We start from the raw sequence: 25,354 nt of genomic DNA, 5'->3' as shown, positions 1-25,354 counted from the left end.
GGCTGGGGAGTGGTGGCCCGGATTTGGCGACGAGTGATCGAGCAGGACTGGAGTTTACCGGCCTGCGTTCCCGGACTTAGCCGAACTCGTAGAAAGCGATCTTGTTGCCGTCCGGGTCGCGAATATAGGCGCCGTAGAACACATCGGTAACGCGCTGTCCGGGCTCGCCTTCGGAGCTGGCACCCAGGGCGATCGCCTTGAGGTACAACTGGTCCACTTTTTCCTTGGAGCCGGGATTGATGGCGATCATGTTGCCGTTGCCCGGGCTGGGGTCGTTTTCATCGTAGGGGATGCAGACGCTCAGCATCGGGGCGTCCATCGTGCTGCCGATGAAGGCGATGCGGCCCATGTCCATCAACACCTTGGCGCCCAGGTCGGCGAGCAGCTCGCTGTAGAACGCCTTCGCCTTGTCCATGTTGCTTACACCGACGGTCACGTATCCGATCATGTTGGTAACTCCTTGCTGGGGTTGGTTTTACGAGCTGGATACAGTAGCGGAAAATGCCCGGTGATGATAGCGAACAGCGCGCTGCCGGCGCGCCCGCTTACGCGCTGCTCCATCCGGTCTACAATGGGCTCATCGCCCTGCTCATCAGCCTCCCGTTTCGCCAGTGCGCTGGCCATCTTCATCATGATCCTCCACTCGAAAATCGAGCAGCACAGCGGCCCGCTGGAAATGCTGCTGCAGCTCACCGAATTGTTGCCGGCGACCTACGCGCAGTATCGTCCATTGGTCGCGGACGGCTTGTCGTTCTTCCTGCAACGCCTCTCCCCGCTGCGTCAGCAAGCCATTCTTGCCGCACAGCTTGCGCTGCCGACTGCCGCCAGCCGCGAGCGGCGCGTGCTCAGCCTGTTTCGTCTCTGCCCGACCCTGCACAAGCTGGGGCAGGTGGTGGCCCATGACCGGCGCCTGTCGGCCGATTTGCGCGCGCGTTTGCAGGAACTCGAAACACTGGCGCCGACCGATTCGCTGGCTGCACTGCGTTCGCTGCTCGATCGCGAGGTGGGCACTGTCGCCGGTCTGCAGCTGGGGCAGGAGACGATCGCCGAGGGTAGTGTCGCCGTCGTCGTGCCTTTCGTCTGGCGCCAGGCGAAAGGCGAAGCGCCGCAGCGGGGCGTCTTCAAGCTTCTGCGCCCCGGGGTGCAGGACAGGCTGGAGGAAGAACTGGCCATCTGGCCGCTGCTCGGGACATTTCTGGAAGAACGCTGCGCTCACCACGGACTGCCGGTGCTCGACTACGGCAATACGCTGGAAATGGTCGCCCGTCTGCTGGCCAACGAAGTTCGCCTGGACCAGGAACAGGAACATCTGCGGCAGGCTGCCGATCTCTACGCGGGTTCAGCGGATATCCTCATCCCGCGGCTGTTTCCCTTCTGCACGCCGCTGGTCACGGCGATGGAAAGGGTCGATGGCTGCAAGGTGACCCACCAGGACCTGCCCGCCGGGGAAATGAGCCAGCGTGCCGAGCGGGTCATCAGGGCCTTGCTGGCCCAGCCCTTCTGGGGCAATGGCGAGGCGGGGGCGATGTTTCATGCCGACCCACACGCCGGCAACCTGTTGGCCACCGCAGATGGACGCCTGGCGATCATCGACTGGGCACTCACCACACGGCTGACCAAGGCACAGTGCGAGGCGGTCGTGCAACTCGTTCTGGGCGCCGTGACGCTCAACGAGACGCGCGTGTGCAGGGCAATCGCCGCGCTGGGCCAGCCTGGCTACGAAGCCCGCGTGCAGGTCGCGGTCAACGCAGCGATTGCGCAGGTGCGTTGTGGCCGCTTTCCCGGCTTCGACTGGATGACGTCGCTTATGGATAGTCTGGCAGCGACCTCGGCCGTTCGTTTTCCGGAAGAGATCGCGCTCTTTCGCAAGGCCCTGTTGACGCTGTCGGGTGTGGTCGCCGATGTTTCCGGGCAGACGGAGATGGATGGCGTGCTCGTCCGCCACGGCGCTGCCCAGTTTCTGCGGGGCCTCATGTGGCGCCCATGGGCCTGGGCCGACTCTCGTGCTGTCGGTGCCCATCTGTCGACTGCCGACCTGGTCGGTCTCTGGGCCGACCTGCCGGCGACCACGCTACGTTTCCTGGCGGGCGATCGCGGCGGCCGTGGTGGCGCACTGGGGCGGTGATCGAAATCGTTTCATTGGGGCCGCGAGCGGGCGCGCAAAGACCGCGAGACGTGCAAGGTGGAGCAAGCCGGTGCGCTGCTGCTTCCCTCGTCCTGGCAGAGGCTGGATTCGCCCGCAGCTGGAGATCGCCGCCTGCCTGTGACTTTCGACACCAAGTCAATACCTGCGCCGTGCAAAGATTGCCGCATTGGTCGGACACGGACGAGGGAGTTGGCGATGAAATTGCAGAGCATGCTTGTGGTTCTTCTCGGTTTGCAGATCTGCCAGCCGGCTGTCGCCGGTTCGCTGTTCAGGTGCGAGGTCGATGGCCGGATTGAGTTCTCCGATCGGCGCTGCCAACCGGTGAAACAGACAGCGGTTTGCCCGCAAAGGAACGGCAGAACGCCCGCCAGTGAGTCGCTGCAGGGACCGTGTGCGACGCCGGTATCGGACGCGGGCAGCGTGCAGGTCGTTTCATCCGCCACGCGGCCGGATTCCCGCGCTGGCGTCGAACCGCCCGGCCGCCTGGCTCTCAACGACATCGGGAATGGTGCACGGAGCAAATCTGCTGCGGCGGGTGCCAGGTAGGCCTGACGGCACACTTGTTCGCAGCGTCGAGGGACAGTAGCCCGCACGTCATTGCGAGGAGGCGTCGCCGACGTGGCAATCCCGAGGTCTTGTTTTTCGCCGGGCTGACGTGGCGCACCCGTAGTCAGAGAATGGAACTGGATTGCCGCGTCGGCTACGCCTCCTCGCAATGACGGTATGTGGTGGGGCATGAGCGCCAGGGGTGGCGACGAGAGCCGCCCCCGGCATGGACCCTGCGAATTTCGGCCAGCACAGGGTTTTCGCCCTGCTTTCAGCAGTCGCCAAAAGTCTCATCAAGAATGCAGCACACCGCTAGACTGGGCAATCGATCGAACTCAAGAACCCCGTTCCATGCAAAAACTCTGGAAGTGGGCGGCTCGCCTGGCGGTGCTCTCGGCCCTTGTGGTGGCAGTGTTGCTGTCCTGGGCGTACTGGCAACTGCGCGCCAGCCTGCCGGCCCTCGATGGCGTAGTGGCGATTGCCGGGTTGGGCGAGGAGGTCAGCGTCACGCGGGACGAAGTCGGCATGGTGACCATTTCGGCGATCAGTCGCACGGCCGTGGCCAGGGCGATGGGTTTCGTGCATGCGCAGGAGCGCTTCTTCCAGATGGATTTGATGCGCCGTCAGGCGGCCGGCGAGTTGTCGGCCCTGCTCGGCGGCGCGGCGCTGGAGTCCGACCAGCGCGTTCGTATTCACCAGTTGCGTGCGCGTGCCCGCGCCATTGCGGGCCAGCTTGCCGAAGACCAGTCGGCGATTCTGCACGCCTATGTGGACGGCGTAAACGCGGGCTTGCACGGTCTCGCTGCCAGGCCCTTCGAATACTGGCTGCTGCACGCCGAACCCGTCGCCTGGACGGCCGAGGACAGCATCCTGGTGGCGTACTCGATGTATCTGGTGCTGCAGCCATCGACGCCGGAAAAGGAGCTGACCCGGATGAACGTGAAAGAACGCGTTCCCCAATCGCTCTACGCCTTCCTGCGTGCCAAGGGCTCGGAATGGGACGCGCCCCTATGGGGCAAGCCGCTGTTGCCGCCTGCGATTCCAGAGGAGTCGAGCCTGGCGAACTGGTCGGCAAAGCTGGAACTGCCGCTGAAAAACAGCGACCGTCTGGAGCCGGTATTCCCGGGGAGCAATAGCTGGGCCGTCTCGGGTGACCTGAGCGACAACGGGTCGGCGATTCTGCAGAATGACATGCACTTGAAGCTGCGCGTGCCAAACATCTGGTTTCGGATGCAGATTCGCTATGGTGAAGACGAGCCATCGGGCGGTCGCTACCGGCATCAGGTCAGCGGCGTGTCCTTGCCTGGTGCGCCACTTGTCGTCGTCGGCAGCAACGGCAAGGTCGCCTGGGGTTACACCAACAGCTATGGCGACTTCAGTGACGTGATCATTCTCGAGCAGGCGCGCCCGGGAAGCTACCTGACGCCGAACGGCGAATACCCGCTGGAAACGGTTGTCGAGACGATCGACGTCAAAGGTGCGCCGGCGCGGCGTCTGGCCATTGAAAAGACGATTTGGGGACCGGTCGCCGAGACCGGCGCTGATGGCCGGAAGTTTGTTTTCAAATGGCTGGCCCACGACGTCACGCAGGCGATCAACTTCGGAATTCTTGCCCTGGAGACAACGGAGAACGTCGCCGACGCGATACGCGTTGCCAACAGGGCGCGCCTGCCGTCGCAAAACATCCTGCTCGTCGACAGTGGCGGCAATCTGGCCTGGACGATCATCGGCGCCATTCCCAGGCGCGTCGGATGTGACGGCGACGAGCCGGTCAGCTTCGCCGACGGATCGTGTTCGTGGCAGGGCTACCTGGCCGAGGATGAATATCCGCTGCTCCTGAACCCGTCTGACGGCCGCTTATGGACGGCGAACAACCGCGTCGCCTCGGGCGAGATGCTCAGGCGTATCGGTGATGGCGGCTATGACCTGGGAGCGCGCGCCAGACAGATTCGCGACGGCTTGTTCGCCCGCGAGTCCTTTGACGAGCACGATCTACTGGCCATTGCGCTTGACGATCGCGGCTTGTTTCTGGAACGCTGGAAGGCTCATCTGGAACAGTTGCTGGCCGACGAAAGCGTTCGGCAGGACGACGTGGGGAAGGCATTGCTGGTTCGATTGAAATCCGAAGAAGCCTTGCGTGCGCGTCGTGACTCGGTGGCCTATCGCGTCGTCAGGGCCTATCGCTACATGCTGCGTGACACGCTGTTCACGGCCTGGCTGTCGGCCGCCTATGCAGCACAGCCCGACCTCAAGATCGGCTCGCTCTCGAACCAGTGGGAGGGCGTGCTCTGGGAGGTGATCCAGAAAAAGCCCGCGCACCTCCTGCCGGCACCGTTCGCTTCGTGGAGCGACTTCGAGCGCGAGGTCTTGAAGACGACATTGCGTTCCCTGGGGGCGGACAACAAAGAGCGGCTTGCGGAACTCACCTGGGGCGCGCGTAACATGGCGGCTATCGAGCACCCGCTGAGTCGCTTCATCCCGTTTGTCGGCAGTTTCCTCGACGCGCCGGTCCAAGCCATCGATGGCGACGCCAACATGCCGCGAGTCGCGGCGCCTTCGTTCGGATCCTCGGAACGCATGGTCGTTTCTCCCGGCCATGAAGAGCGCGCGATCCTTCATATGCCCGGGGGGCAGAGTGGGCACCCGCTTTCTCCCTACTACCTGGCCGGGCATGAAGCGTGGGTGAAAGGCGAAGCGACGCCGTTTCTGCCGCAAGCGACGCAGCATGAGTTGACACTCGTGCCGCAGGCCAGCCCATGATTTGCGCTCGCGGGGGTTGCCGGTGGGCTAGTTGACGGTCGTGCGCGACGGGAAGGCGCTGCTGGTCAGGAAGGCTTCGAATTCGGCGGCCGGCAGCGGCTGGCTGAAGAGGTAGCCCTGCATGTCGTCGCACGCCAGGCCGCTGAGCAACTGCCGCTGCGCTTCGGTTTCGACGCCTTCGGCGAGGATGCGCAAGCCGAAGCTGCGGGCGATGCAGGAAATCGCGTGAATGATCGACGTCGAGTTGCTGTTGCCGGCGTTCAGGTCACGGACAAACGACTGGTCGATCTTGATGCTGTTGATCGGGAAGCGGCGCAGGTAGTTGAGTGAGGAATAGCGGGTGCCGAAGTCGTCGATCGAAATTCGCAGGCCACTGTTGCGCAGTTGCTTGACCATGTCGATATTTTTCTCGGCGTCCTTCATCAACAGATTCTCGGTGATCTCGACATCGAGCGCATCAGGCGGGACGGCGTGGGCTTCGAGACGGCGCAGCAGTCGTTCGGGCAGGTCGGCGCGGTCGAATTCCTTGGGCGACAGGTTGACGGCCAGTTGCAGACCGGTGAAGCCCTTGTCGCGCCAGTCGGCGAGCTGGCTCAGTGCGCGTTCGAGTACCCATTCGCCGAGGGCCACGATCATGCCGGTTTCCTCGGCCAGGGGAATGAAGGTGTCCGGCGCCATCAGGCCGAGTCGCGGGTGGTGCCAGCGGATCAGCGCTTCCATGCCGACGGTGCGCGCGTCGCGGTGGCTGACCTGTGGCTGATAGTGGAGTTCGAATTGATCGCCGCCGCTTTCCAGCGCCAGGCGCAGGTCGCTCTCGAGCGTGATGCGCAGGCTGTGGCCGCTGTGCATTTCCGGCGTGAACTGGAGATAGCCGTTCTTGCCGCGGCCCTTGATCTGGTACATCGCGATATCGGCGTTGCGGATCAGCAGTTCGGCACTTTCGCCGTCGTCCGGGTAAAGCGAGATGCCGACGCTGACCGTGGCAAAGAAATCCAGTCCGGCGATCTTGAAGGGAAGTTTCAGCTCGGCGAGCAGTTTCTCGGCAATGAACGCAGCGTCGTCGGCGCTGCTCAGATCGGGCAACAGGACGGTAAATTCATCGCCCCCCTGGCGGGCCAGGGTGTCGCCCGAGCGCAGGCAGCTGCGCGCCCGCTCGGCAAAGCGCTTGAGCAGCTCGTCGCCTTCGTGATGACCGTAGCTGTCGTTGATCAGCTTGAAGCGATCGATGTCGATGAACATCACGCCAAGCCGTTTGCCTTTTCTTTTCGCCTGCGTCAGGGCGACTCCCAGCCGGTCCTTGAACAGGATCCGGTTGGGCAGCCCGGTGAGCAGATCGTGAAAGGCCTGGAAGGCGATCGTTTCCTCGGCTTTCTTGCGGTCGGTGATGTCGCGGGCAACGCCCGAGGTGCCCATGAAGTGCTGCGTGGCGGGCCCGTCGGTGGTGGCGTAGAGGCCTTGCGCACTGAGAATGGTGACGATGGTCCGATTCTCGAAGTGGCGGACGCCCTGGGTCTTGGTTTGCAGCCGAATTTCGACATTGGTGCTCGCGCGTTCGCCGATGCGACGCTCGTTGAACGCGAAACGGGCGTGCTCGAGGTCGTCGGGATGAACGATCAGCGAGTAGTGCTTGCCCAGCAGTTCACCGCGCGAGTAACCGAGTAGCGCTTCGACGCGGCCGTTGATGAAGATGAAACGGCCGTCGCGGTCGAGGGTGTAGATGATGTCCGGCGACTGCTCGACGAGAAAGCGGTGCAGGCGCTCGGAGTTTTCGAGCTGGACGGTCATCATCGCGTGCTCGCGTTCAATCCGGCGGCGGCGCTGCAGGCGATCGACGGCGTCGATGAGCTCCTGCGCCTTGCCGTGCTTGCGGATGAATTCGAAAGCGCCGTGGCGCAGCGCGCGGATTGCCGAATCGATCGATTCATCACCACTGAAGACCAGCACCGCCGTCGGAACGTGCTTTTGAACCATCCATTCCATGATTTCCAGTCCATGGACGTCGGGCAGATTGAGGTCCAGGATCAGGATGTCGACGTCGCGGCGGTCGAGGCGGTCAATCGCTTCTCCCCCCGTGGCGCATTCCTCAATGCTCCGCCCTGGTGCCGCGAGCAGTTGTCGGTAGGCCGCGCGAATTCGCTCCTCATCGTCGACGATCAGAATGCTGCTGGTTTCCGGTAGGTCCGGAAGCTGCGGCGAAAAATCGACGTTTGCTATGGCCTTCATCGTTCCTCCTGACGGGTGTTCGGCGACGCGCTCTTCTCGTTTAGTTGGGGTTGGCTTCGCCGTCGCCCCGGTGCTCTACGCGGCCCGGTGTTGGCAACAGCAGTGAAATCATGGTCCCCTGGCCGGCCTTGCTGCGGCAGGAGACGGGAATGCCAAGACGGTGGGCAAGCGCGCCAACGATCGACAGACCGATGCCACGCGTCGCCCCGAGCTGACCTTCGGCGGCGCGGTGCAGCGCGCTCATCGCCGCTGCACTCATGCCGGGACCGTTGTCCTCGATTCGCAATTCGCAAACCGGCTGTCCCTGGTGAAGGATGTCTTCGCTCAGCGAAAGCTTGACCCGCTGCCCGGGTGTGAGCGCTTCGGAAGCATTCTTCCAGAGGTTGACCAGGATCTGCTTGATGCTGCCACGATCAGCGGCGATGCGCACCGGGCGCAGGGGCAGGGAGGTTTCGATGTCGATTCCGCGCGCATCGAAAAGTGTTCCGCGGTAGAGCTGCAGCAGCTCGCGCACCAGCTCGCAGGCATCGACTGCCTTGTCGGTGCTGCCGCCTGCGGGAACTTCGCTCATCCGCCGCACGATGCTGGCCACACGGTCGATCTCTTCGCTGAGTACCTTGAGTTCGTGGTGCACGCCTGCTTCCGACGGCAGCTTGCCGTCGAGGATGCGCAGATAGCCCTTGATGATCGTCAGCGGGTTGCCCGCTTCGTGAACCACGCGTCGGGCGTGGCGAGTGAAGCGCGCCGACACCGCTTCGTCGGCCTCCTGGCGAAGGTCCTGTGCGTTGCGCCAGCTTTCCAGGGTGATGCCGGCGATGCGTCCGAAATTCGCCAGACAGGGCAGGCGGCGCGTCAGGCGGGTGTGCTGGCCGGCACTCAGCCCGGCGACGATCACCCCGATCGTACGCCCGCGGCCGATCATCGGAATGCACACCAGGCCGGCGCTTGACAGCGCTCGGGCGAACTGGATGTCGATCAGCGAATTCGCGGGCGGCGCGCCGCGGTCGTAGGTCGAGCAGATCAGGCCGTTGATCGCGGCCGCGGCGGCGAGGCTGCGATGCGCCTCGGCGAGGATGTTGACCTGGCCAAAAATTGCCGGCTGTGCGGCAATGCCTTTGCCGGTGAGTTGGCCGTCCTGCGGCTCGCAGAGCAGGAAAGCGAGGTGGTTGAGGTCAAACAGGATGCGTGCCGACTCGCGTAGCGAGAGGAGGACTTCGGCGTCGCTCTCGAGGCTGCAGAGATCCTCCTGCAAGGGAGCCATCAGTGCCCGCTCACCGATGATCGCGGCGATCTGCTCGTGGGCGTCGTGTTCGCTGCGGCGACGAGCGCCAAGTACCCGCGGCATGCCGTTCGAGCTGCCGCCGGCAGCCGCTCTTTCCGGGCTTACCCTTACCCACATCGTGCCAGCAGACGGTAGCGAGTTGTTATTACGCTGGTCTGTAAGGTGACTGGGCATGGGTTGGCGCGGGGCTCAAGGAGCTTGTGGTGGAGGTGTAGCGAAGACGCGGTACATGCTGGTCAGGTCATCGAGTCGCTGGATGCCGATCCAGAGGACTTGAGCGCCGGGTTCGCCGTCGCTCTTACGGCCGAGGAAACCACCGAGGCGAGCGACCATTTGCACCGCCTGATGAAGAGTCGGTGGCGTGTCCGGGGGGATGGGCGTGCGGTGCACGAAGCCGTAGAGCGCCTTCCAGTGATCGTCATCGAAATAGGTGGTGCAGGGCAAGTCGGGGTGCTGGCGGGAGAGATGGACGAGGTGGAAGATCCGCCAGGCAACGACCATGTCGATCGCCAGACAGGCCTTCAGTGATTTGGCCGAGCCGAGTTGGCGGTCCTCGATGCGGCAGCCGCTTTTCAGCGTGCGGTGATAAATCTCGATTCCCCAGCGGCGACAATACCACTCGATACGGCTACAGGCTTCATCGAAGGTACGGGTCGGCACGGTGGTCAGCAGCATCCATTCCAGGGCAGAGCTGCCCTCGGGCGGATGTTCTTCGTGCGCCCAGATGGCCGACACCGGCACGTTTCCCAGTCGCGTCTGGTCGCGTGGCGGTTTGAGGGTGACGGCCTGCACACGCACGGTGAGGGTGGCCTCGCGCGCTGGCCTGCCATTGCCGGCCGCGACTTGCACGGTGAAGGTTCCGGCGACCGGCGCGGCGGCCAGGGCCGGCCACAGATGCGCCTGCTCGTCCGAGCACAGATGGCGGTTTGTCTGCGCCCGGACCAGCACGCCGGCCGTGGCGTCGCTGGCCTTGACAAAGAATTCATAGATGTCCGACTCGCGGTCGGCGACCATCACCCATCGGGTTTGCGGACAAGCGCGCTGGGCGGCCTCTATCCGGTCGAAGCTCTTGAGCCATTTGCCGCTTTCTTTTTCTTCGATCGGCCGCTTCTTGCGCGTGCGCTTCTTGCCATGCTCCGCCGGGTCACGCCGCCAATGCTGGACGTCGATCAGCCCGAGCGGGACGCCACTGGGCGTAAAGACCAGGGTCTCATGCAGCCACAGTCCGACCGGCCCATTGACCGTCGTGCCGATCAGTCCCAGCCCGTCGGTGGCCGGATGAGCCGAGTAATTTAACGCCGAGCTGTCGACGGCCGCCAGGACCAGCGGTTCCTGGGCAGCGCGTGCCTGGGTGGCCTGATAATGAGGAGCAAGCAGGGTATCGATGGTGACCTTCTCGTGCTGGAACAAGCGATAAGCGCCTCTGAGCTCGGCCAGGTGGCCTTCGCAGGCCTGCGGCAGGCTGGCCGTCGGACGGGCCTGAAAGCGGCGCGCCAGGGCCACTGTACGACGCTGCAAACGCGCGTCCAGTTCAAGGCCCGCAAACTCCGCGGCAGCCCAATCGGTCTCTGGTGTCGCGGGCGGTCCGGCACGCGGAAAGCGGCGCGGCTCGATGAGATGGAGAAACACCCGCTTCCTTGTCCGCTCGGCCGTATGCTGGCCGTCCTGCCGGCCACGACCGCGGCTTTCCCCGATCTCGCGCCAGTTCGCGGCGCGGTAGCTCGTGCCCAGACGCGGCGGGGCAACGAAGGTCTCGAGCGCCCACAGGGCGATACCGTAACGCTTCGGCCAGTCACGGACCAAGCGTCGGACGGCCAAGCCAAGCACATGCGAAGCCAGGTTGGGCACGCGAATCCCGGGAAGAATGAGAAAGCGCGAATTGCAGGCCACGTGCTGGAGTTGCTCACGACGCTCGTCCTCGCTCCAGCCCAGCCAGGCTTCTCGGTCTGCCAGACGGCGGGCGGCCGCCGAGAAGGCCAGACCACCGAGCCAGCCGAAGTGCTCGCAGCGAATCAGATAGCGCAACTGTGCGCCACACAACGGGCCACTGCCCAGTTCGTGGTGAGTGTCCATGAGGCCATTCCACACCGGCGACAGCGCTGCCTCACCGGTAACGTCGACCAGCTCGACCCGACCCAGTTCGGCCAACTCGCAGGTCACCGCGCCGCTCTCCACCACGGCCAGCGCTCCTCGCGCTGGAATGCTGCGCTGCGTCCCCGGCAGAACGACATCCCCCCGCGCTGCCATCTTCGCCAGAACTTTGCGACACGTCATCTCGCGCAAGCGCCCCAAGGGGTCCCGAAAATCGAAGGCTTCGCAAACGACTTGCGACAAGCGCGTGCGCGTCATGCCGATACGCGCGGCCATTTCCCGTACGTACGCCAGGGCATCACCTTCCCACAGCCGCTTCGCCATATCCATAGGCGAAACCATAGCGAAAAGTTGCTACGGTGTCCAGCGGAGATCTGGGAAAAGGTAAGCTTTCCGGGGGGGCGATGCCGATGGCGTCGGCGATGATGCACATCCGCTGTTCGGCTTCGTCGCGCAGGCCGGTCAGGCGAGCGCTGCTGCCGTTGGCCAATATCTGCTCGGCGAGGGCTGCCAGTCCGTCCGGAATCTCGTCGCAGGAGATCAGCGCGTGCGCCAGCCACACCAGCCGCGGCAGCTCGGCGGCGGTGACGATCTGCTCGGCGGGCAGATGGTGGAACAGGATGCCGTCGGCGAATGGCGAATCGAGATGCCACTGGTCGGCCAGCCAGGTGCCAATTTCGCCGTGGTGCACGCCGAACTGCGCGCTTTCCCGAGCGGAAAGTTCGGCTTCGCTGGGGCAGGTGGCAAGCAGCTGCAAGTAAGGCTCGCCCAGCGCCGAGAGCAGAATGAGCTCGCCGACGTCGTGCAGGAGTCCCGCCAGGTAGGCCTCGTCCGGTCGCTGATAGCCGCTGGTGGCGGCCAGGCTTCGCGACAGTTCGGCGACCAGCAGCGAGTGCGTCCAGAAGGCGGAGAGATCGACCGACCGGGTGCCGGCGCGTTCGTCGAACAGGTTCTGCACCGACAGGCAGGTGGCGATCGAACGCACCAGCCTGGTACCGAGTGCGATCAGGCAGTTTTCGATACTGCGCAGCTGGGTGCCGTGGCGAATGGCGGGTGAATTGGCCGCCGTCAGTACGCGGGTACATAAGCCCGGATCCTGTTCGACGAGCCGCGCCAGCTTGGCCATCGTCGTGCTGTCGTCGTCGACCATCTGCAGCAGGCGCAGCAAGACCTGTGGTGGCGAAGGTGCGCGTCCCGACTCGATGGCGTGGCGGACGGGCTCCGGCAAGCTATACATCGTGGTGAGCGAAGATGCGAAACGGTGTCCTGGCGGCAGCAGATGGGTTTGTAAGTGCGCGCATTGTCCTGGGGGTGGCTAGGAAAACGGGTTGTGCCCGGCGCGAACAGCGTTCTCGCCGGCAGCGTCGATACCTTCCTGGACCTCGCGTGAAACGACCTCGAAGAGCGCACGGACGACGAAGTTCATGCCGTCGATGATTTCATCGACCGACAGCATCGAGGGAACGCGGGTGCCGCGGTGTTCTATCGCGCCGCCAATCTGTTCGACATTGACGCCCAGGCGCGTCAGGTTCGACGCCAGACGCGGCTCGGTGAGGACGAACAGGGTGGTGATTCCGTAGCTGCGGGCCAGCGAAATCAGGCAAAGATAGACCGCCAGAGCGAGGTAGGGCTGGCGCGGCTGCTTGGCAGTGCCGAAGTCCTCCTCCGAGATCGAGATGGGTCTTTCCTTCTCGCCCGGCCGGCGGCGGTAGCTGCCGATCACCGCCAGGCGAGAGATTTCCGCAATGCGTGATCGGTCCAGCGCCAGCGGATCGACGATCGAGCGGTCCAGTGTTTCCGCGCAGCTGATCTCCAGCGGTAGCCTGGCCTCCTGGGCAAGTTCCGGATCGATCAGCACGAGGCGAGCGCAGCCGACGAAGTCCCCCGTCGACACCGATTGCACCAGGCAGTGCAGCGACTGCTTGTCGTAGGCGTCGGCTTCGAGACCCTCGGGGCGCAGCGGCTCGTAACCCAGCTCCTGGCAATAAACCTGGTGCCGGATGCGGTAGTTTTCGGCGCGCAGCTCGTCGGTCAGCGCCGGCACGACCCTGAAGAACCGCCGGTAGCCCTGGCTCATGGTCAGTTCTGTCAAGTTGGAAAGAAACATCCGCCGCCCTTGTGGTGTTGTCTGTCTGGCCGGCGAGCTGCCGGCACGACCTGCGCATACTACTACGAAGTGCGGGGCTCGCACCCTTGGCGGGCGCCACGTCAGTCGAGTTTCTTGAGGTAATCCTTGGTGAAGATCTTGTCCGGAAGATCGCGCAGCTTCATGCTGCCGTATTCCAGGACCGACTGCTCGCCGCCGCGCAGCGCATCTTCCATGACCAGTCGAGTCGGGCGCTTCCTGCCTTCCATGGTCTGGTAGTTCTCGTACTTGCAGGTTTTCAGCAGGCGGTTGGAGAGCGAATAGAACTCCGCGCGGTACGGCCAGGAGTCCTTTTCCCGGACCCAGTAGAGCACCCGCTGGTAAGTGACGCCGCGGTCGACCCCGATCAGCTCAAGCACGAAATAGCTGTCGTCGCCGATCTTCTCGCTGCGCAGAAGCTTCGGGTTGTAGTCGGCGGCGAAATTGGCCCGTGCCAGGTCGCCGTTGGCCACCTGTCCGGTCAGCCGTTGCGAGAGCGCGAGGCGAATTGGCTGCGAGACTTCAGGCATGAAGATCCACAGGTCGCGGCCTTTCATCAGGATGATCTGACCCCGCTCGGACGCCGGTTCGGTGACCATCACCACGCTGTTGGTGTTGCCCTTGGACAGCACCCGATACTTATGCACGTCGGGATTGTCGCCGTTGGTGGTCGTGGTAATCGCCACGTCGACCTGAAAGCTGTCGGCAGGGAAGCGAACCTCGTCGGCCTTCTGGACGATCATGCGGGCCGTGGCCTCGTTGCCGGGATCTTCCTGCGCGGGCGTTGCCGCCGGCGCTGCCGCGCTCCAGGCGGAGAAAGTCAGCAGGAGAAGCGCCAAGGCAGTCTTGACACCAGAATGGCGGATCGTCATGCTTTCCATCGTTTTCACCTCATTGTGCTGGCCGTTCAGTCGGTTGGCAGGAAGTGCCACCGCATGAAAGTTGTCCGTATCGACCACGTCTACAAGGATTATCAGCTCGGCGAGCAGAAAGTCCAAGCGCTCAAGGACATTACGCTGGCCTTCGACCCGGGTGTCTTTCTGGCGATTGCCGGTCCGTCCGGCAGCGGCAAGACGACCTTGCTGAACCTGATCGGCTGCATCGACACGCCAAGCAGCGGCAAGATCTACATCAACGAGAAGGACGTAAGCGGCCGGACGCCGAACCAGCTCGCCGATCTTCGCGCGCGGACCATCGGTTTCATTTTTCAGACGTTCAATTTGCTGCCCGTGCTGTCGGCGGCTGAAAACGTCGAGTATCCGCTGCTCCACCGCCGGGATATGTCGGTTGCCGAACGGCGCGAGCGGGTGGCGTACTTTCTCGATATCGTTGGCCTGGCAAAGTTTGCCAGTCACCGTCCGAACCAGCTGAGCGGCGGTCAGCGGCAGCGCGTGGCCATCGCCCGGGCCCTGGTGATCAAGCCGGCCATCGTCCTCGCCGACGAACCGACCGCCAACCTCGATCACAAGACCGGCGAGGAAATCCTTCTGCTGATGAAGAGGATCAATCGCAAGTTCAAGACGACTTTCATCTTCTCTACCCACGACAGGCGGGTGATCGCCAAGGCTGACCGTCTGGTCCGCGTCGAGGATGGCGAGATCGCCCTGCTCGGGAAGCGTTCGAGTGGCAAGTGGTCACTGGCGCGTCACCGTCCGACGGAAGCCATTGCCGACGAACAGGCGAGTGCGGTGGCCAACGAGGCGCCGGCAGTCAATGACGACGAGAAGCAGGACAGCGCGCCGATCGAGGCGCCGGATAGCAACGGGGAAAACCGCAATGCAGATCAGAAATAAGCAGCCTTTGACCGTTCTCGCCCTGCTTCTGGCGAGCTTGCCGCTGTCGATTCTCGCCCAGCCGACGGATCACGCCAGGCGCGCTGCTGGCGATGCCCCCCTCGCCGCCCTGCCAGAGCGGGTGCCACTTCAGCTCGCCGCCAAGTCGGACGATCTGCCGCTGAGCCGGGATTCGCTGTTCGGCACCGACGAGCCGGCTGCGAAGCCCGCCACAAAGCCGGCCACCGCTCCAGCCGCAGCTCCGGCCGTCGCCCCGGCAAGCGAACCGCCGCTCAGTCGCGACGCCCTGTTTGGGACCGATACGCCAACCGTCGCTGCGCCCGCCGACGAACTGCCGCTCGGCCGCGATGCCCTGTTCGGCGACGACGATGCCTTGCCGAAAGGAAAGGCGGCGCAGGCTGTTGCCCAGTCGGCGTCGCGCCCGGTTCGCTACCGCGGATTCATCCAGAACGTCATGGCCTACACCACGCCCGGGCCAGCGCACTGGTCGGAGGCGATGACACGTGCCGATGTCAGTGCGCAGGGCGATTTCAGCAGTGGCGTCAAGTGGCATCTGGGCGTTCGCGTGGACTTCGACGCCGTTTATCCGATGAGTGATTTCTACCCGCAGGCGGTGAACGACAATCAAACCCTGAATGCGATGTTGCGCGAGAACTACATCGATATCGGCGCCGGCGACTGGGATTTCCGTCTCGGTCGGCAGCACATCATCTGGGGAGAAATGGTCGGACTGCTCTTCGGCGATGTCGTTTCGGCCAAGGATATGCGGCATTTTGTGCTCCCCGAGTTCGACATCCTGCGCATTCCGCAGTGGGCTGCACGGGCCGAGTACTTCAAGGGCGACTTTCACGCTGAAGCGATCTGGATCCCGGTGGCCAGCTACGACAACATCGGCAAGCCGGGGGCACAGTTCTACGACTACACGCTGATCCCCTATGGCCAGGCCACTTTTCGCAACGAGAAGATCCCGACGCAAAATCTCGAGAACACCAACTATGGCCTGCGCCTTTCCGTTCTCCAGAACGGTTGGGATGTGGCGGCATTTGCCTACAGCAGCATGAGCGTTGCGCCGACTTTCTACCGGCAGATCATCGCCGGAGCGCAGCCGACGGTGGAGTATCAGGCGCGGCACGAGCGCATCGACCAGTACGGGACGACCTTTGCCAAAGACCTTGGTTCGACGGTTCTCAAGGGCGAAGCGGTCTACACCAGCGGCCAGAAGTATCAGTCAACCAATCTCACGACCCCCGATGGACTGGTCGCGCAGAACACGCTCACCTGGGTGCTCGGCCTGGACTTTTCCCAGATTACCGACACCCGGGTCAACGTCCAGGTCTTCCAGAGTCATTTCTTCGACCACAGCCCGGACATCATCGAGTCGGCCAACGAGAATGGCTACAGCCTGCTGGTGAACCGCAAGTTCGGCGACAGGTTCGAGGCGCAGGCGCTATGGATTTCCAGCCTCAACCGCAGCGACTGGATGCTGCGCCCGCGGGTCAGCTGGAACTTCGAGAAGAACTGGGATCTGGCGGTCGGCGTCGATATCTTCAACGGCCCGCCGCTGGGATTCTTCGGCCGCTATGACGACAGCGACCGGGTCTATTCGGAGCTGCGCTACAGCTTCTGATGCGTCGGGTTCCGGCCGGGGATCAATACAGCGGGCAGCGAAACCATGGAGCCCGAGACGCGGGGCGTCGCCGGCAGCGACCGGCGTGTCCGCACGCTACTGTTCGGTGACCACCACGACGCCGCCACGCCGGCGGTCACCCGCGCCGTAGAGGTGCCCATGACCGCTGGCGACGCAGTTGACGCCACCGAAGAACAGGCTCGCCTCGTCGAAGCGGGTCGCTGCCGGCCACGCCGCCTGCAGGGCGTCGGCGGCCCCGGCGCCGAGGCCGTGGCTTTCAAACCACAGTCTGGCCCCTTCGACGTGCAGGCGCGGCGCGTTCACCGCCTCCTTGAGCGGGCGGCGATAGGCCAGCAGGTTGAGCAGCGATTGCAGGATGGCGCTGCGAATCCGGTTTGAGCCGCCGCTGCCGAGCGCGAAGCATGGCCGTTCGCCGGCGACGACGATCGTCGGTGACATCATCGTGCTCATCCAGGTTCCCGCTGCCCGTTGATGGAAACCGCTGGGATTGATGTCGTCTTCGCCGAGGAAGTTGTTGACGTGGATACCCAGTCCGGGCAGGGCTTCACCGCAACCCTCGCCATTGCTGGTGGTCATTGCCGCGGCCATGCGGTCGGCGTCGATGACCGAGATGTGGGTCGTCGCGCCGAGCTGGTTCTCGGCAATCAGCGTTTGCGTTCGCGCGCCCCAGGCGGGAATGCCGTCGCCGGCGGCGAGGTCGAGAATCGATCCCGGGTCGGCGTAGAGGCGGTGGTCATAACCCGCCTGGCGGATTTCCGATACCGTCGCCAGCAGCGCCGCCATTTTCAGCTGCTGCTCGCGCGACAGGAACTCCTCCTCGCCGAGGCCGAGTCGCTCGGCGATACGCAGGCCGGCGCCGATCAGGCCGCCTCCGGCCGCCGGCGGCGGGTTGGTGAGCACCGTGTACGGGCCAAAGCCGACGCGCAGCGGTGCACGGATCACCGGCGCGTACGCCGCCACGTCCTCGGCGGTGATCAGTCCGCCTTGCGCCGGGCCGAAGTTGGCGACCAGCGACGCCCAGTAGCGGGCGACGTGGGTGTCCGTGTCGCCCTCGCCAAGCGCGTGGAGGAAGTCGCCGAGATCCGGGTTGCTCAGGCGATCGCCTGCTTGCGGCAGGACTCCGCGCGGGAAGAACAGGTTTGCCACGGTCGGCGAGCGGCGGGCGATCGGCGCGACGAGTGAAATGATCATCGCTATCTGCGGGCTGACCGTGAAGCCGTCGCGTGCCCAGGCGACCGCCGGCGCGACGACTTCACGCAGCGGTACGCGGCCGGCGCGACGGTGCAGTTCGAGCAGTCCGACCAGTTCCCCGGGGACGGCTGCTGCCGCCCTGCCGACATGGAAAACCTGCGTGGTGCGTCCGAAATCGACCGTCACCGGCGCGAAGTCGAGGCGCGGCGGGCTGGCGAGGCCGCGCCCCGGCGTTGCTGCGAAGAAGTCGAGGACCTTGTAGCCATCGTCGGCGTCGCCCCAGATGCACGCGCCGCCGCCGCCCAGCGAGGTCAGCGGCAGTTCGGTGACGGTCGCCGCGAGCTTGGCGGCGACGATGGCATCGACGGCGTTGCCGCCCCGGCGCAGAAGGCAGGCGCCGGCTTCGGCGGTATGCGGCTCCGACGCCGCGATGACTCCAAGAATGCCCATGGGCGGAGGATACGCGATGGCCGCGTGCGAGTGAACACGATGTGCAGCCGACGACACCTCACCCTCGCCACTCGCTGCGCAACACGCCGGCTGCCATACCCCGGCCTTTCGCCCGCGGCAGCCCGCGTGGCGAAGCGGCTGCCGCCAGGCGCCGTTCAGGAAACGCCGAGCAGCGTGCTGTTGCGGCCGAAGGCGAGCAGGGCGCCGGGGATCTGTTCGAGAGCCATGACCTGCTCGGCCCCACCGTGCCTGACGGCTTCCTTGGGCATTCCGAAGACGACGCAACTCGCTTCGTCCTGGGCGATCGTCCGGGCGCCCGCGTCGCGCATTTCCTTGAGGCTGCGAGCGCCATCGTCTCCCATGCCGGTCATGATGATGCCCAGCGCATTGGCGCCGGCGAACCTGGCCACCGAGCGGAAAAGCACGTCGACCGATGGCTTGTGGCGGTTGACCAGCGGTCCGTCTACGACGTCGACCAGATAATGCGTGCTGCTGCGTCTGAGCATCATGTGCTTGTTGCCGGGCGCAATCAGCGCCCGGCCGGCGACGACACGGTCGCCGTGGCCTGCCTCGCGCACTTCGATCTGGCACATCTCGTTGAGGCGCTGGGCGAGCATCGCGGTGAAGCGCTCCGGCATATGCTGGACGATGACTATTCCCGGGCAGCTTGTCGGCAGTCGGCCCAGAACGAGCTCCAGCGCCTGCGTGCCGCCGGTCGACGCGCCGATGGCCACGATGCGCTCGGTACTCCCGGCGCTGGCGGTCGACGCACCGGCGGCAAGCATCACGTCGGCCGAGTTCTTCGGGCGCAGCAGATCGTTGGTCGGTGCTGGTGTCGGGCGCTTTTGCAGTGGCAGGCAGCTTTGCGCAGCGGCGCGCACCGCGCGCACGATGGCCTCGGCGTAATGTCCGGCGGCTGGCTGCACGCCGATCGCCGGCGTGCAGAAGCTGCCGACGGCGCCGGCTGCCAGCGCTGCCAGCGTCGCTGGCCCCTGCCGCTTGGCCAGCGATGAGCAGATGACGATGGCCGTCGCTCGCTCGGCGAGCACCTTGCGCATGAACGAGAGGCTGTCCAGGCGTGGCGTCTCGACGTCCAGCACCAGCACTTCCGGCCATTGCCGGCGCATTTTTTCCAGGGCAAGCAGCGGATCGGCGGCGCTGCCGATGACCTGGATCCCCGCTTCGCCGGCGAGCGCCTGGGTAACGAACTGGCGCACCAGCACGGATTCGGCGACGATGATTACCTTGGTGGGGGATGTGCCCATGGGGCGAGGGACCTTCACCGCTACATAATTCCACTCTTCGTCGGCGTCGGCAAGCACGGCTGTGCTTGCTGCACGCGGCGTTTACCCTGCGGCTGCCGCTATTCCTGCTGGCTGCCGGCGAACCTGTTGTCCACGGGTGGCGCCAGTTCTCGCCGCTTGGCCCGCACTCGTCGGTGGGCAGAAAATCCGGCGATTCGCGCCACCGCCGCCTTCGCCGCCTGATAGTCCGGGCGTGCGCAAAGCGCGGCCTGTAGCGCGCCGAGCGCCTGCCGGTCGCGTCCCAGGCGGAAGAGCAGCAGGCCGAGGTCGTACCAGGCGCCCGCCAGTGCCGAGCCGTGGCCGCTCGCTGCGCGCAGGCACTGCGCCGAGGCCAGCAGATCCGGCTCGCCGGCGGCCGGCGGAGCAGCTGGCGCGTCCAGGTCGGCGGCGCTGAACGCCTGCAGCGCCTGGCTGCGACGGTCGGTCCGATAATAGACGAGACCAAGAAACTGCAGCGACACGATATCGTCCGGGATCGCTTGCAGAATGCTGCGTGCGATCCATTCGGCCTGCGCGAAGTCGCCGTTTTGATAGAAAGTGCCGAGAAGGTCGAACAGGGCGTCGATCATTGGCGGGCTTCCTTGCGAGAAATAGCCGGCGCTGCAGGCGGCGCGATCACTCCACCTGCAGCCTGACGGTGCCGAGACGGGCTCAACCGATGTCGACCGGAACGAAGATCTTCGCGTCGTCGCGCTCGATGAGCAGGGCGACCTTCCTCCCGGACTTGTCGAGCAGCGCGCGCAGCTGGGCGATGTCGCGCACCTCCTGGCCGTTGAGCGACAGGACGATGTCGCCCCGCCGGATGCCGGCCTTGGCGGCTGGGCCGCTGACGTTCTCGACGAGCAGACCGCCGGCCGTGCCGCTTGCCTGCTGCTCCTGCGGGCTCAACGGACGCAGCGCCAGACCAAGGCGAGGATTGTCGGCTTCGCCGCCGCTTGCCGCCGCTTGCGCCTGCGTGGGGATTTCGCCGACCGACAGCGCAATATCGCGCGTGCCACCCTTGCGCCAGACCTGCAGCGCGATCTGCGTTCCCGGTTTGATCGCCGCCACCAGGGGTGGCAGCTCGGCCGAGCTGCCGATTTCCGTGGCGTCCAGTTTGAGAATGATATCGCCCGCTTCGAGACCGGCGGCCGCCGCCGGGCTGCCTTTCTCGACCGAACTGATCAGCGCGCCGGCGGTGTTCTTCAAGCCGAAGGACTCGGCCAGCGACTGCGAGACTTCCTGGATGGTGACGCCGAGGCGCCCGTGACTGACCTTGCCGTTCTTCAGCAACTGCTCCTGAATGTTCATCGCCACGTCGATGGGGATGGCGAACGACACGCCCTGATAACCGCCGTTGCGACTGTAGATCTGCGAATTGATACCGATGACTTCGCCGTTGAGGTTGATCAGGGGTCCGCCCGAGTTGCCCGGATTGACCGCCACGTCGGTCTGGATGAACGGGACGTAGCTGTCGCTGGCCAGCGAGCGGCCCTTGGCCGAGACGATGCCGGCGGTGACGCTGTTCTCGAAGCCGAACGGTGAGCCGATGGCGACGACCCACTCGCCGACCTGGGCGCTGCCCGGACTGCCGAGGCGAACGACCGGCAGGTTCTTGGCGGCGATACGCAGCACGGCGATGTCGGTCAGCTTGTCGAGGCCGACGACCTTGGCCTTGAATTCACGCTTGTCGGTCAGCTTGACGGTGACCTCGTCGGCGTCGCTGACGACGTGGGCGTTGGTCAGAATCAGTCCGTCGGCGCTGACGATGAAGCCCGAGCCCATGCCGCGCGAGGGTGCTCCGCCGTCGGGCATCGGAATGCCGAAGTGGCGGAAAAGCTCGGGAACGCGTTCATCCCGGTCGCCGCCCGAGTACGCCGTTTTCGACGCTCCGACGGCGCTGATATTGACCACTGCCGGGCCACTGTGCTCGACGATCGCCCGGAAATCGGGCAGCCCGACGGCAGGATTGGCCAGCGGCGCTGCGCTTGGCGCCGCAAGAGCGGCAACGGCGTCGGCCGGGCGGATGACGTCGCCGCCCAGCTTGGCGTAGCCGCCGCCGACGGCGGCGATCAGTGCCGCAGCCAGCAGACTGCGTTTGAAGGTCGTTGCTTGCATGGTGATCTCCTCTTTCGTTTCATCGAGGAAGCGCCTCGCTTCCGGTGGAACGTACGATAGACGGCCATGACTTAAGACTGACTTAAAACGAAGTGCGGGTCGGCGTGGTGGAAGAAGGGGTGGAAAAAGTGCTGGCGGAGGCGGAGCGGTCGAATTGAACGCGTGCGCACAAGCCGCCGAGCCGGGCTTCGCCGAGGGACACCGTCGCCTGGTGCCGTTCAGCGATGGTTTTGACGATGGCCAGCCCCAGGCCGCTGCCCGCTTCTTCGCTTTGTGCGCGGCGATAGAAGCGGTCGAAGACGCGTTGCCGGTCGGCGGCGGGAATGCCAGGGCCGGAGTCACTGACTTCGATGAACACGCCGTCATCGTCACCGACGGCAACATCGACGCGACCGCCGGCCGGGGTATAGCGAATGGCGTTGCCGATCAGGTTGGTGATCAGGATGCGCAGCGCTTCCCGGTCGCCGCGAATGACATCATTGTCGGTGCCGGGCGCGGCGCCGAGGTCGATTCCCTTCGCTTCGGCCAGCGCCAGCTGCGCGGCGATCACCGTCGCCACGACATCGCCAAGGTGTACCGCGCTTGTCGCACGCTCTCCGCTGCCCGGTTCCTGGCGGGCCAGGGTCAGCAGTTGCTGCACCGAATGCGTCGCGCGCTGCAAACCGCCCTTCAATTCGCCGAAGGCCTCGGCGCGGGCGGCAGCATCGGGTGCGCGCTCGGCAAGCTGTACCTGCAGACTCAGTGCCGCCAGTGGCGTGCGCAGTTCGTGCGCGGCGTCGGCAGTGAACTCACGCTGCGCCTGCAGCGCGTGCTGGAGCCGGTCGAGCAGCTCGTTCAGCGCGCGTACCAGCGGCACTACTTCGCTCGGCACCCGATTTTCCGGGAGGGGGTCGAGGGCGATCGCGGTGCGCGTGCTGACCGCGCGTGCCACGGCGTCGAGCGGGCGCAGTCCGCGGCCGACGACGACCCAGATCAGCACCCCGAGAACCGGCAGCATGAGCAGGAATGGGGCGACGGTTCGCAGGGCTGCGGCCAGCGCCAGTTCGTCGCGCGAATGCATCGGCTGGGCGACCTGAATCGTCTGGCCGTGCTGCTGCATGCCGAAGACACGCCACCTGCCATGGCCGGTATCGATGGTCGCGAAGCCCAGCGGCGTCCTGTCCGGCAGTTCGTTGCGCGGGTGCGACAGGTAGAGGCGGGTGCCGTCCGGGCGCCAGACCTGGATCGAGAAGTCCTGCGCGTCGCCGTCGATCGTGAAATCGTGCGGGCGCCCGCCCTGGAACACCTGGTCGCGGAACGACAGGGCCAGCTGGCGCAGCTGGTAGTCGAACATCGCGTTCGCCTCGTCGCGTGCCGTGCGGTAGGTGGCCAGCGCGCCGAGCAGCGTAGTCAGCGTAATCACCGACAGGAGCGCCAGCAGCAACTGGCGGCGGATCGACGTCATCGGCCGGCCGGCAGCAGGTAGCCGACACCGCGGATGTTCTTGATCCGCTCGCTGCCGAGCTTGCGCCGCAGCGAGTGGATATAGACTTCGACAGCGTTGCTTTCGATCTCTTCTCCCCAGCCGTACAGCCGCTCTTCGAGTTTCGCCCGCGACAGCGGCGCTCCCGGTTGTTCGAGCAGCGCCTGCAAGAGGGCGAATTCCCGTGCCGAAAGCGCCACCGGCTTGCCGTCCTGGGTCAGCTCGTGAGTTGCCGGATTCATGCGCAGATCGCCGTGTTCGATGACCGGGCTGGCGCGACCGGAACGGCGGCGCAGCAGCGCACGCATGCGCGCCGCCAGCTCGTCGAGGTCGAAGGGCTTGATCAGGTAGTCGTCGGCACCGCTGTCGAGGCCCTTGATGCGCTCGGTGACGGCGTCGCGGGCGGTGATGATCAGTACCGGAATGTCGTTGTCCGAACGCCGCAGCCTGGCGAGAACCTCCAGACCAGACCTGCCGGGCAGACCGAGGTCGAGCAGCAGCAGCTCGTAGGGAGTCGTCGTCAGCGCCAGTTCGGCCGCCTGCCCGTCGCGCACCCAGTCCACGCTGGTGCCCTCCTGGCGCAGGCCCTGCTGGACGCTCTTGCCGATCATCGGGTCGTCTTCGACCAATAGCACACGCATCGTCTTCTGCTGAGAGGAAAAGGATCGTCGAACGGCCCGCAACTACGCGGGATAGGGCATGGCGGTTACGGCGCCAGCACCACTTCGTAATAGACGCCGCTCGACCCGAAGTAGGGCTTGTACCAGTTTGGCCCACTCTGGTAGTACTGGGCACCGTTCACCGTCATGTGTCGGGCGTTGGGCGGCAGTGCCGCGTACTGGCTGCCGATCGGCAGATTGTTCGCGGTCACGTAGGTCGGCTGTGGGGCCACATAAACCGGCTGTGGGGCCACGTAGACGGGTTGTTGGACCACCACCGGTTGCGCCGCGCTGGCGATCGCTGCCCCCGCCATCGCTCCAACCGCCAGGCCGGCAACGGCACCCGCGGCCGCGCCGCATCCGTAGCAACCGCGATGGTAGTAGCCGCCGCCGTGGTAGTAGCCGCCATGGTAGGGGTGGCCGGCAGCAACGAAGCCTCGTCCGCCCCAGCCGCGTCCAGCCGCGACCCAGGCGTTGGCGTCGGCAAGGGGAGCCAGGACGCTCGCGGTCACCGCGACGCCGAGAATGAGTTTTTTCATCAGTTTCATCGCATTGCTCCTCATGTCACTCATTTGGACGGCACAAGGCCGATCGGCTTGAACTCGAGCTTGACCGCGTCTTTGGGAATGGCGACCTCGAAGCTCTGTGGCGGCACTGGCGCATTGAGCTTCCAGTCCGAGAACTCGACCGAGAACGTGGGCTGCCGCTCACCACTGCGGTACGACGCGATTGCCAGGCGCGGCAGCTTGTCCCGCGTGCCGATCCAGAGTTCCCAGTCAACGCCGGGGGCGGTAAACGCCAGGTGATCGGTGTTGACCCCGTCGATTGTCGATTGTCCTACCAGAAGGGCGCTCGAGAGGTCCTTGGTGAGGCGGGCGTAGGGGTCGGAAACCAGTAGGTCAACGAAGGGCGCCAAGGTGTCCGCGCCCGGCTGTTCCTGGACGAGGACGGAGTCGAGGGTGCTGCCGCCGGCTTCGTGCTGCGCGTAGAATTTCTTGGCCGGGCCGATCGCCGTCACCGTCTTGCCGTTGTAGTAAAGGTCGTTTGGCACGAGGTCGCCGCGCGACTCGACGAACAGGCGGTCGGGCCGCTGCAGCAGTACGCGTGAAGCAGCGAAGAGGCTGACGTACTGCCCGCTCGGCGACTCCAGGGGCAGCAGGCTGCGGGCCTTGAAGGCGAGTGTCCGCGCCCCGGCCAGAGTGTCACTCATATCCTTCAGCAGCTTGAGGGCTCGCTGATCCGTGATCTCCTTGGCGGGCGTGGCCGGCTGCTCAGCCTTATCGTCGGCCAGGGCCGCGCCGAGGCCCCCGAGAAGCACCGTGGCGGCCAGAAAAGTGCCGCCGACAAGATGCGCCATCATGTTTCGTCCCATCATTTTCTCTCCCGTTATTCCTTGCCAAGTATCGTCCCGATGGGCTGTTTGCGCAGACCCACGCTGCGCAGTGTAACGAATGCCTGGTCACGATTGGTGAGTCGCGTGACGGCGACAAGCTCGAGGCCTTCTCGCCCGGCCACGATAACGGCCGCGTGAGTTGTTTCTTGAAGCTGCCGGCGACAGCGGCGTCAGGCATGGGCCT

The 25,354-nt window shown here is 65.0% G+C and carries 20 protein-coding genes; 4 read left to right on the top strand and 16 right to left on the bottom strand.

The window, feature by feature from the left end; genetic code table 11:
- Positions 1 to 76 precede the first annotated feature (76 nt).
- The gene (locus tag QZ634_RS08450; RefSeq protein ID WP_291987210.1) at positions 77 to 448 is read right to left on the bottom strand and encodes a VOC family protein; all 372 of its coding nucleotides are present in this window, start codon (positions 446 to 448) and stop codon (positions 77 to 79) included.
- Positions 445 to 633 carry a hypothetical protein gene (locus tag QZ634_RS08445; RefSeq protein WP_291987209.1) on the bottom strand — a complete coding sequence of 63 codons (189 nt, stop codon included), beginning with the start codon at positions 631 to 633 and terminating at the stop codon, positions 445 to 447. The genes QZ634_RS08450 and QZ634_RS08445 overlap by 4 nt, the downstream gene beginning before the upstream one ends.
- On the opposite strand from QZ634_RS08445, the gene QZ634_RS08440 reads away from it, so the two are divergent.
- Positions 632 to 2,125, top strand: coding sequence for an AarF/UbiB family protein (locus QZ634_RS08440; protein ID WP_291987208.1), 1,494 nt, complete (start codon positions 632 to 634; stop codon positions 2,123 to 2,125). The genes QZ634_RS08445 and QZ634_RS08440 overlap by 2 nt on opposite strands.
- Before the next feature lie 918 nt (positions 2,126 to 3,043).
- Complete coding sequence (locus QZ634_RS08435) at positions 3,044 to 5,452, top strand: penicillin acylase family protein (RefSeq protein WP_291987207.1); 2,409 nt, start codon at positions 3,044 to 3,046, stop codon at positions 5,450 to 5,452.
- 27 nt (positions 5,453 to 5,479) lie between these two features.
- Here the strand turns inward: QZ634_RS08435 and QZ634_RS08430 are convergent, their stop codons facing one another.
- The 6 genes from QZ634_RS08430 to QZ634_RS08405 form a co-directional block, all read right to left on the bottom strand.
- Positions 5,480 to 7,675 (bottom strand): EAL domain-containing protein, encoded by a 2,196-nt coding sequence (locus QZ634_RS08430; protein WP_291987206.1) that lies wholly within the window; start codon positions 7,673 to 7,675, stop codon positions 5,480 to 5,482.
- A gap of 40 nt (positions 7,676 to 7,715) precedes the next feature.
- On the bottom strand, positions 7,716 to 9,131 hold the full coding sequence (locus QZ634_RS08425) for a HAMP domain-containing sensor histidine kinase (protein WP_291987205.1): 1,416 nt from the start codon (positions 9,129 to 9,131) through the stop codon (positions 7,716 to 7,718).
- A gap of 15 nt (positions 9,132 to 9,146) precedes the next feature.
- A complete protein-coding gene (locus tag QZ634_RS08420; RefSeq protein WP_291984831.1) occupies positions 9,147 to 11,378 on the bottom strand; it encodes an IS4 family transposase in 2,232 nt (743 codons plus the stop codon).
- Entirely contained in the window at positions 11,347 to 12,276 is a 930-nt protein-coding gene (locus QZ634_RS08415) for an HDOD domain-containing protein (protein ID WP_291987204.1), read from the bottom strand. The genes QZ634_RS08420 and QZ634_RS08415 overlap by 32 nt, the downstream gene beginning before the upstream one ends.
- Before the next feature lie 87 nt (positions 12,277 to 12,363).
- Complete coding sequence (locus tag QZ634_RS08410; protein WP_291987203.1) at positions 12,364 to 13,155, bottom strand: PEP-CTERM/exosortase system-associated acyltransferase; 792 nt, start codon at positions 13,153 to 13,155, stop codon at positions 12,364 to 12,366.
- A gap of 101 nt (positions 13,156 to 13,256) precedes the next feature.
- Positions 13,257 to 14,054, bottom strand: coding sequence for an outer membrane lipoprotein-sorting protein (locus QZ634_RS08405; protein ID WP_291987202.1), 798 nt, complete (start codon positions 14,052 to 14,054; stop codon positions 13,257 to 13,259).
- A 54-nt stretch (positions 14,055 to 14,108) separates the two neighbouring features.
- Here QZ634_RS08405 and QZ634_RS08400 point away from each other — a divergent pair, with 54 nt between their 5' ends.
- Together QZ634_RS08400 and QZ634_RS08395 are read left to right on the top strand one after the other, a co-directional pair.
- Positions 14,109 to 14,966, top strand: a complete 858-nt coding sequence (locus QZ634_RS08400; RefSeq protein WP_291987201.1) for an ABC transporter ATP-binding protein — start codon at positions 14,109 to 14,111, stop codon at positions 14,964 to 14,966.
- Positions 14,950 to 16,593: a DUF1302 family protein gene (locus QZ634_RS08395; protein ID WP_291987200.1), complete on the top strand. Its 1,644-nt coding sequence runs from the start codon at positions 14,950 to 14,952 to the stop codon at positions 16,591 to 16,593. The genes QZ634_RS08400 and QZ634_RS08395 overlap by 17 nt, the downstream gene beginning before the upstream one ends.
- Before the next feature lie 96 nt (positions 16,594 to 16,689).
- Here QZ634_RS08395 and QZ634_RS08390 read toward each other — a convergent pair whose 3' ends face one another.
- From QZ634_RS08390 to QZ634_RS08355, 8 genes are all read right to left on the bottom strand, one after another.
- On the bottom strand, positions 16,690 to 18,255 hold the full coding sequence (locus QZ634_RS08390; RefSeq protein WP_291987198.1) for a gamma-glutamyltransferase: 1,566 nt from the start codon (positions 18,253 to 18,255) through the stop codon (positions 16,690 to 16,692).
- A gap of 155 nt (positions 18,256 to 18,410) precedes the next feature.
- Positions 18,411 to 19,520, bottom strand: coding sequence for a chemotaxis response regulator protein-glutamate methylesterase (locus QZ634_RS08385; RefSeq protein ID WP_291987196.1), 1,110 nt, complete (start codon positions 19,518 to 19,520; stop codon positions 18,411 to 18,413).
- A gap of 98 nt (positions 19,521 to 19,618) precedes the next feature.
- On the bottom strand, positions 19,619 to 20,128 hold the full coding sequence (locus tag QZ634_RS08380) for a hypothetical protein (protein ID WP_291987194.1): 510 nt from the start codon (positions 20,126 to 20,128) through the stop codon (positions 19,619 to 19,621).
- 82 nt (positions 20,129 to 20,210) lie between these two features.
- A complete protein-coding gene (locus tag QZ634_RS08375) occupies positions 20,211 to 21,656 on the bottom strand; it encodes a DegQ family serine endoprotease (protein WP_291987192.1) in 1,446 nt (481 codons plus the stop codon).
- A gap of 82 nt (positions 21,657 to 21,738) precedes the next feature.
- Positions 21,739 to 23,100, bottom strand: a complete 1,362-nt coding sequence (locus QZ634_RS08370; RefSeq protein WP_291987190.1) for an ATP-binding protein — start codon at positions 23,098 to 23,100, stop codon at positions 21,739 to 21,741.
- Complete coding sequence (locus QZ634_RS08365) at positions 23,097 to 23,759, bottom strand: response regulator (protein WP_291987189.1); 663 nt, start codon at positions 23,757 to 23,759, stop codon at positions 23,097 to 23,099. The genes QZ634_RS08370 and QZ634_RS08365 overlap by 4 nt, the downstream gene beginning before the upstream one ends.
- Positions 23,760 to 23,824: 65 nt before the next feature.
- Positions 23,825 to 24,325, bottom strand: a complete 501-nt coding sequence (locus QZ634_RS08360) for a hypothetical protein (protein WP_291987187.1) — start codon at positions 24,323 to 24,325, stop codon at positions 23,825 to 23,827.
- A 20-nt stretch (positions 24,326 to 24,345) separates the two neighbouring features.
- A complete protein-coding gene (locus tag QZ634_RS08355; protein WP_291987185.1) occupies positions 24,346 to 25,152 on the bottom strand; it encodes a DUF2092 domain-containing protein in 807 nt (268 codons plus the stop codon).
- Positions 25,153 to 25,354: the final 202 nt, after the last annotated feature.

Origin of the sequence: Candidatus Accumulibacter sp. ACC007, assembly GCF_907163205.1 — a bacterium.
In the GTDB taxonomy this organism is placed as follows: Bacteria; Pseudomonadota; Gammaproteobacteria; order Burkholderiales; family Rhodocyclaceae; genus Accumulibacter; species Accumulibacter regalis.
This window is presented reverse-complemented; position numbering and strand designations above follow the sequence as displayed.

What these genes read in the sequence shown, in the direction of transcription:
- QZ634_RS08450 (WP_291987210.1), bottom strand. Translation starts at nt 448, where the DNA reads ATGATCGGATACGTGACCGTCGGTGTAAGCAACATGGACAAGGCGAAG.
- QZ634_RS08440 (WP_291987208.1), top strand. Translation starts at nt 632, where the DNA reads ATGATCCTCCACTCGAAAATCGAGCAGCACAGCGGCCCGCTGGAAATG.
- QZ634_RS08445 (WP_291987209.1), bottom strand. Translation starts at nt 633, where the DNA reads ATGATGAAGATGGCCAGCGCACTGGCGAAACGGGAGGCTGATGAGCAG.
- QZ634_RS08435 (WP_291987207.1), top strand. Translation starts at nt 3,044, where the DNA reads ATGCAAAAACTCTGGAAGTGGGCGGCTCGCCTGGCGGTGCTCTCGGCC.
- QZ634_RS08430 (WP_291987206.1), bottom strand. Translation starts at nt 7,675, where the DNA reads ATGAAGGCCATAGCAAACGTCGATTTTTCGCCGCAGCTTCCGGACCTA.
- QZ634_RS08425 (WP_291987205.1), bottom strand. Translation starts at nt 9,131, where the DNA reads ATGCCCAGTCACCTTACAGACCAGCGTAATAACAACTCGCTACCGTCT.
- QZ634_RS08420 (WP_291984831.1), bottom strand. Translation starts at nt 11,378, where the DNA reads ATGGATATGGCGAAGCGGCTGTGGGAAGGTGATGCCCTGGCGTACGTA.
- QZ634_RS08410 (WP_291987203.1), bottom strand. Translation starts at nt 13,155, where the DNA reads ATGTTTCTTTCCAACTTGACAGAACTGACCATGAGCCAGGGCTACCGG.
- QZ634_RS08405 (WP_291987202.1), bottom strand. Translation starts at nt 14,054, where the DNA reads ATGGAAAGCATGACGATCCGCCATTCTGGTGTCAAGACTGCCTTGGCG.
- QZ634_RS08400 (WP_291987201.1), top strand. Translation starts at nt 14,109, where the DNA reads ATGAAAGTTGTCCGTATCGACCACGTCTACAAGGATTATCAGCTCGGC.
- QZ634_RS08395 (WP_291987200.1), top strand. Translation starts at nt 14,950, where the DNA reads ATGCAGATCAGAAATAAGCAGCCTTTGACCGTTCTCGCCCTGCTTCTG.
- QZ634_RS08390 (WP_291987198.1), bottom strand. Translation starts at nt 18,255, where the DNA reads ATGGGCATTCTTGGAGTCATCGCGGCGTCGGAGCCGCATACCGCCGAA.
- QZ634_RS08385 (WP_291987196.1), bottom strand. Translation starts at nt 19,520, where the DNA reads ATGGGCACATCCCCCACCAAGGTAATCATCGTCGCCGAATCCGTGCTG.
- QZ634_RS08380 (WP_291987194.1), bottom strand. Translation starts at nt 20,128, where the DNA reads ATGATCGACGCCCTGTTCGACCTTCTCGGCACTTTCTATCAAAACGGC.
- QZ634_RS08375 (WP_291987192.1), bottom strand. Translation starts at nt 21,656, where the DNA reads ATGCAAGCAACGACCTTCAAACGCAGTCTGCTGGCTGCGGCACTGATC.
- QZ634_RS08370 (WP_291987190.1), bottom strand. Translation starts at nt 23,100, where the DNA reads ATGACGTCGATCCGCCGCCAGTTGCTGCTGGCGCTCCTGTCGGTGATT.
- QZ634_RS08365 (WP_291987189.1), bottom strand. Translation starts at nt 23,759, where the DNA reads ATGCGTGTGCTATTGGTCGAAGACGACCCGATGATCGGCAAGAGCGTC.
- QZ634_RS08360 (WP_291987187.1), bottom strand. Translation starts at nt 24,325, where the DNA reads ATGAAACTGATGAAAAAACTCATTCTCGGCGTCGCGGTGACCGCGAGC.
- QZ634_RS08355 (WP_291987185.1), bottom strand. Translation starts at nt 25,152, where the DNA reads ATGATGGGACGAAACATGATGGCGCATCTTGTCGGCGGCACTTTTCTG.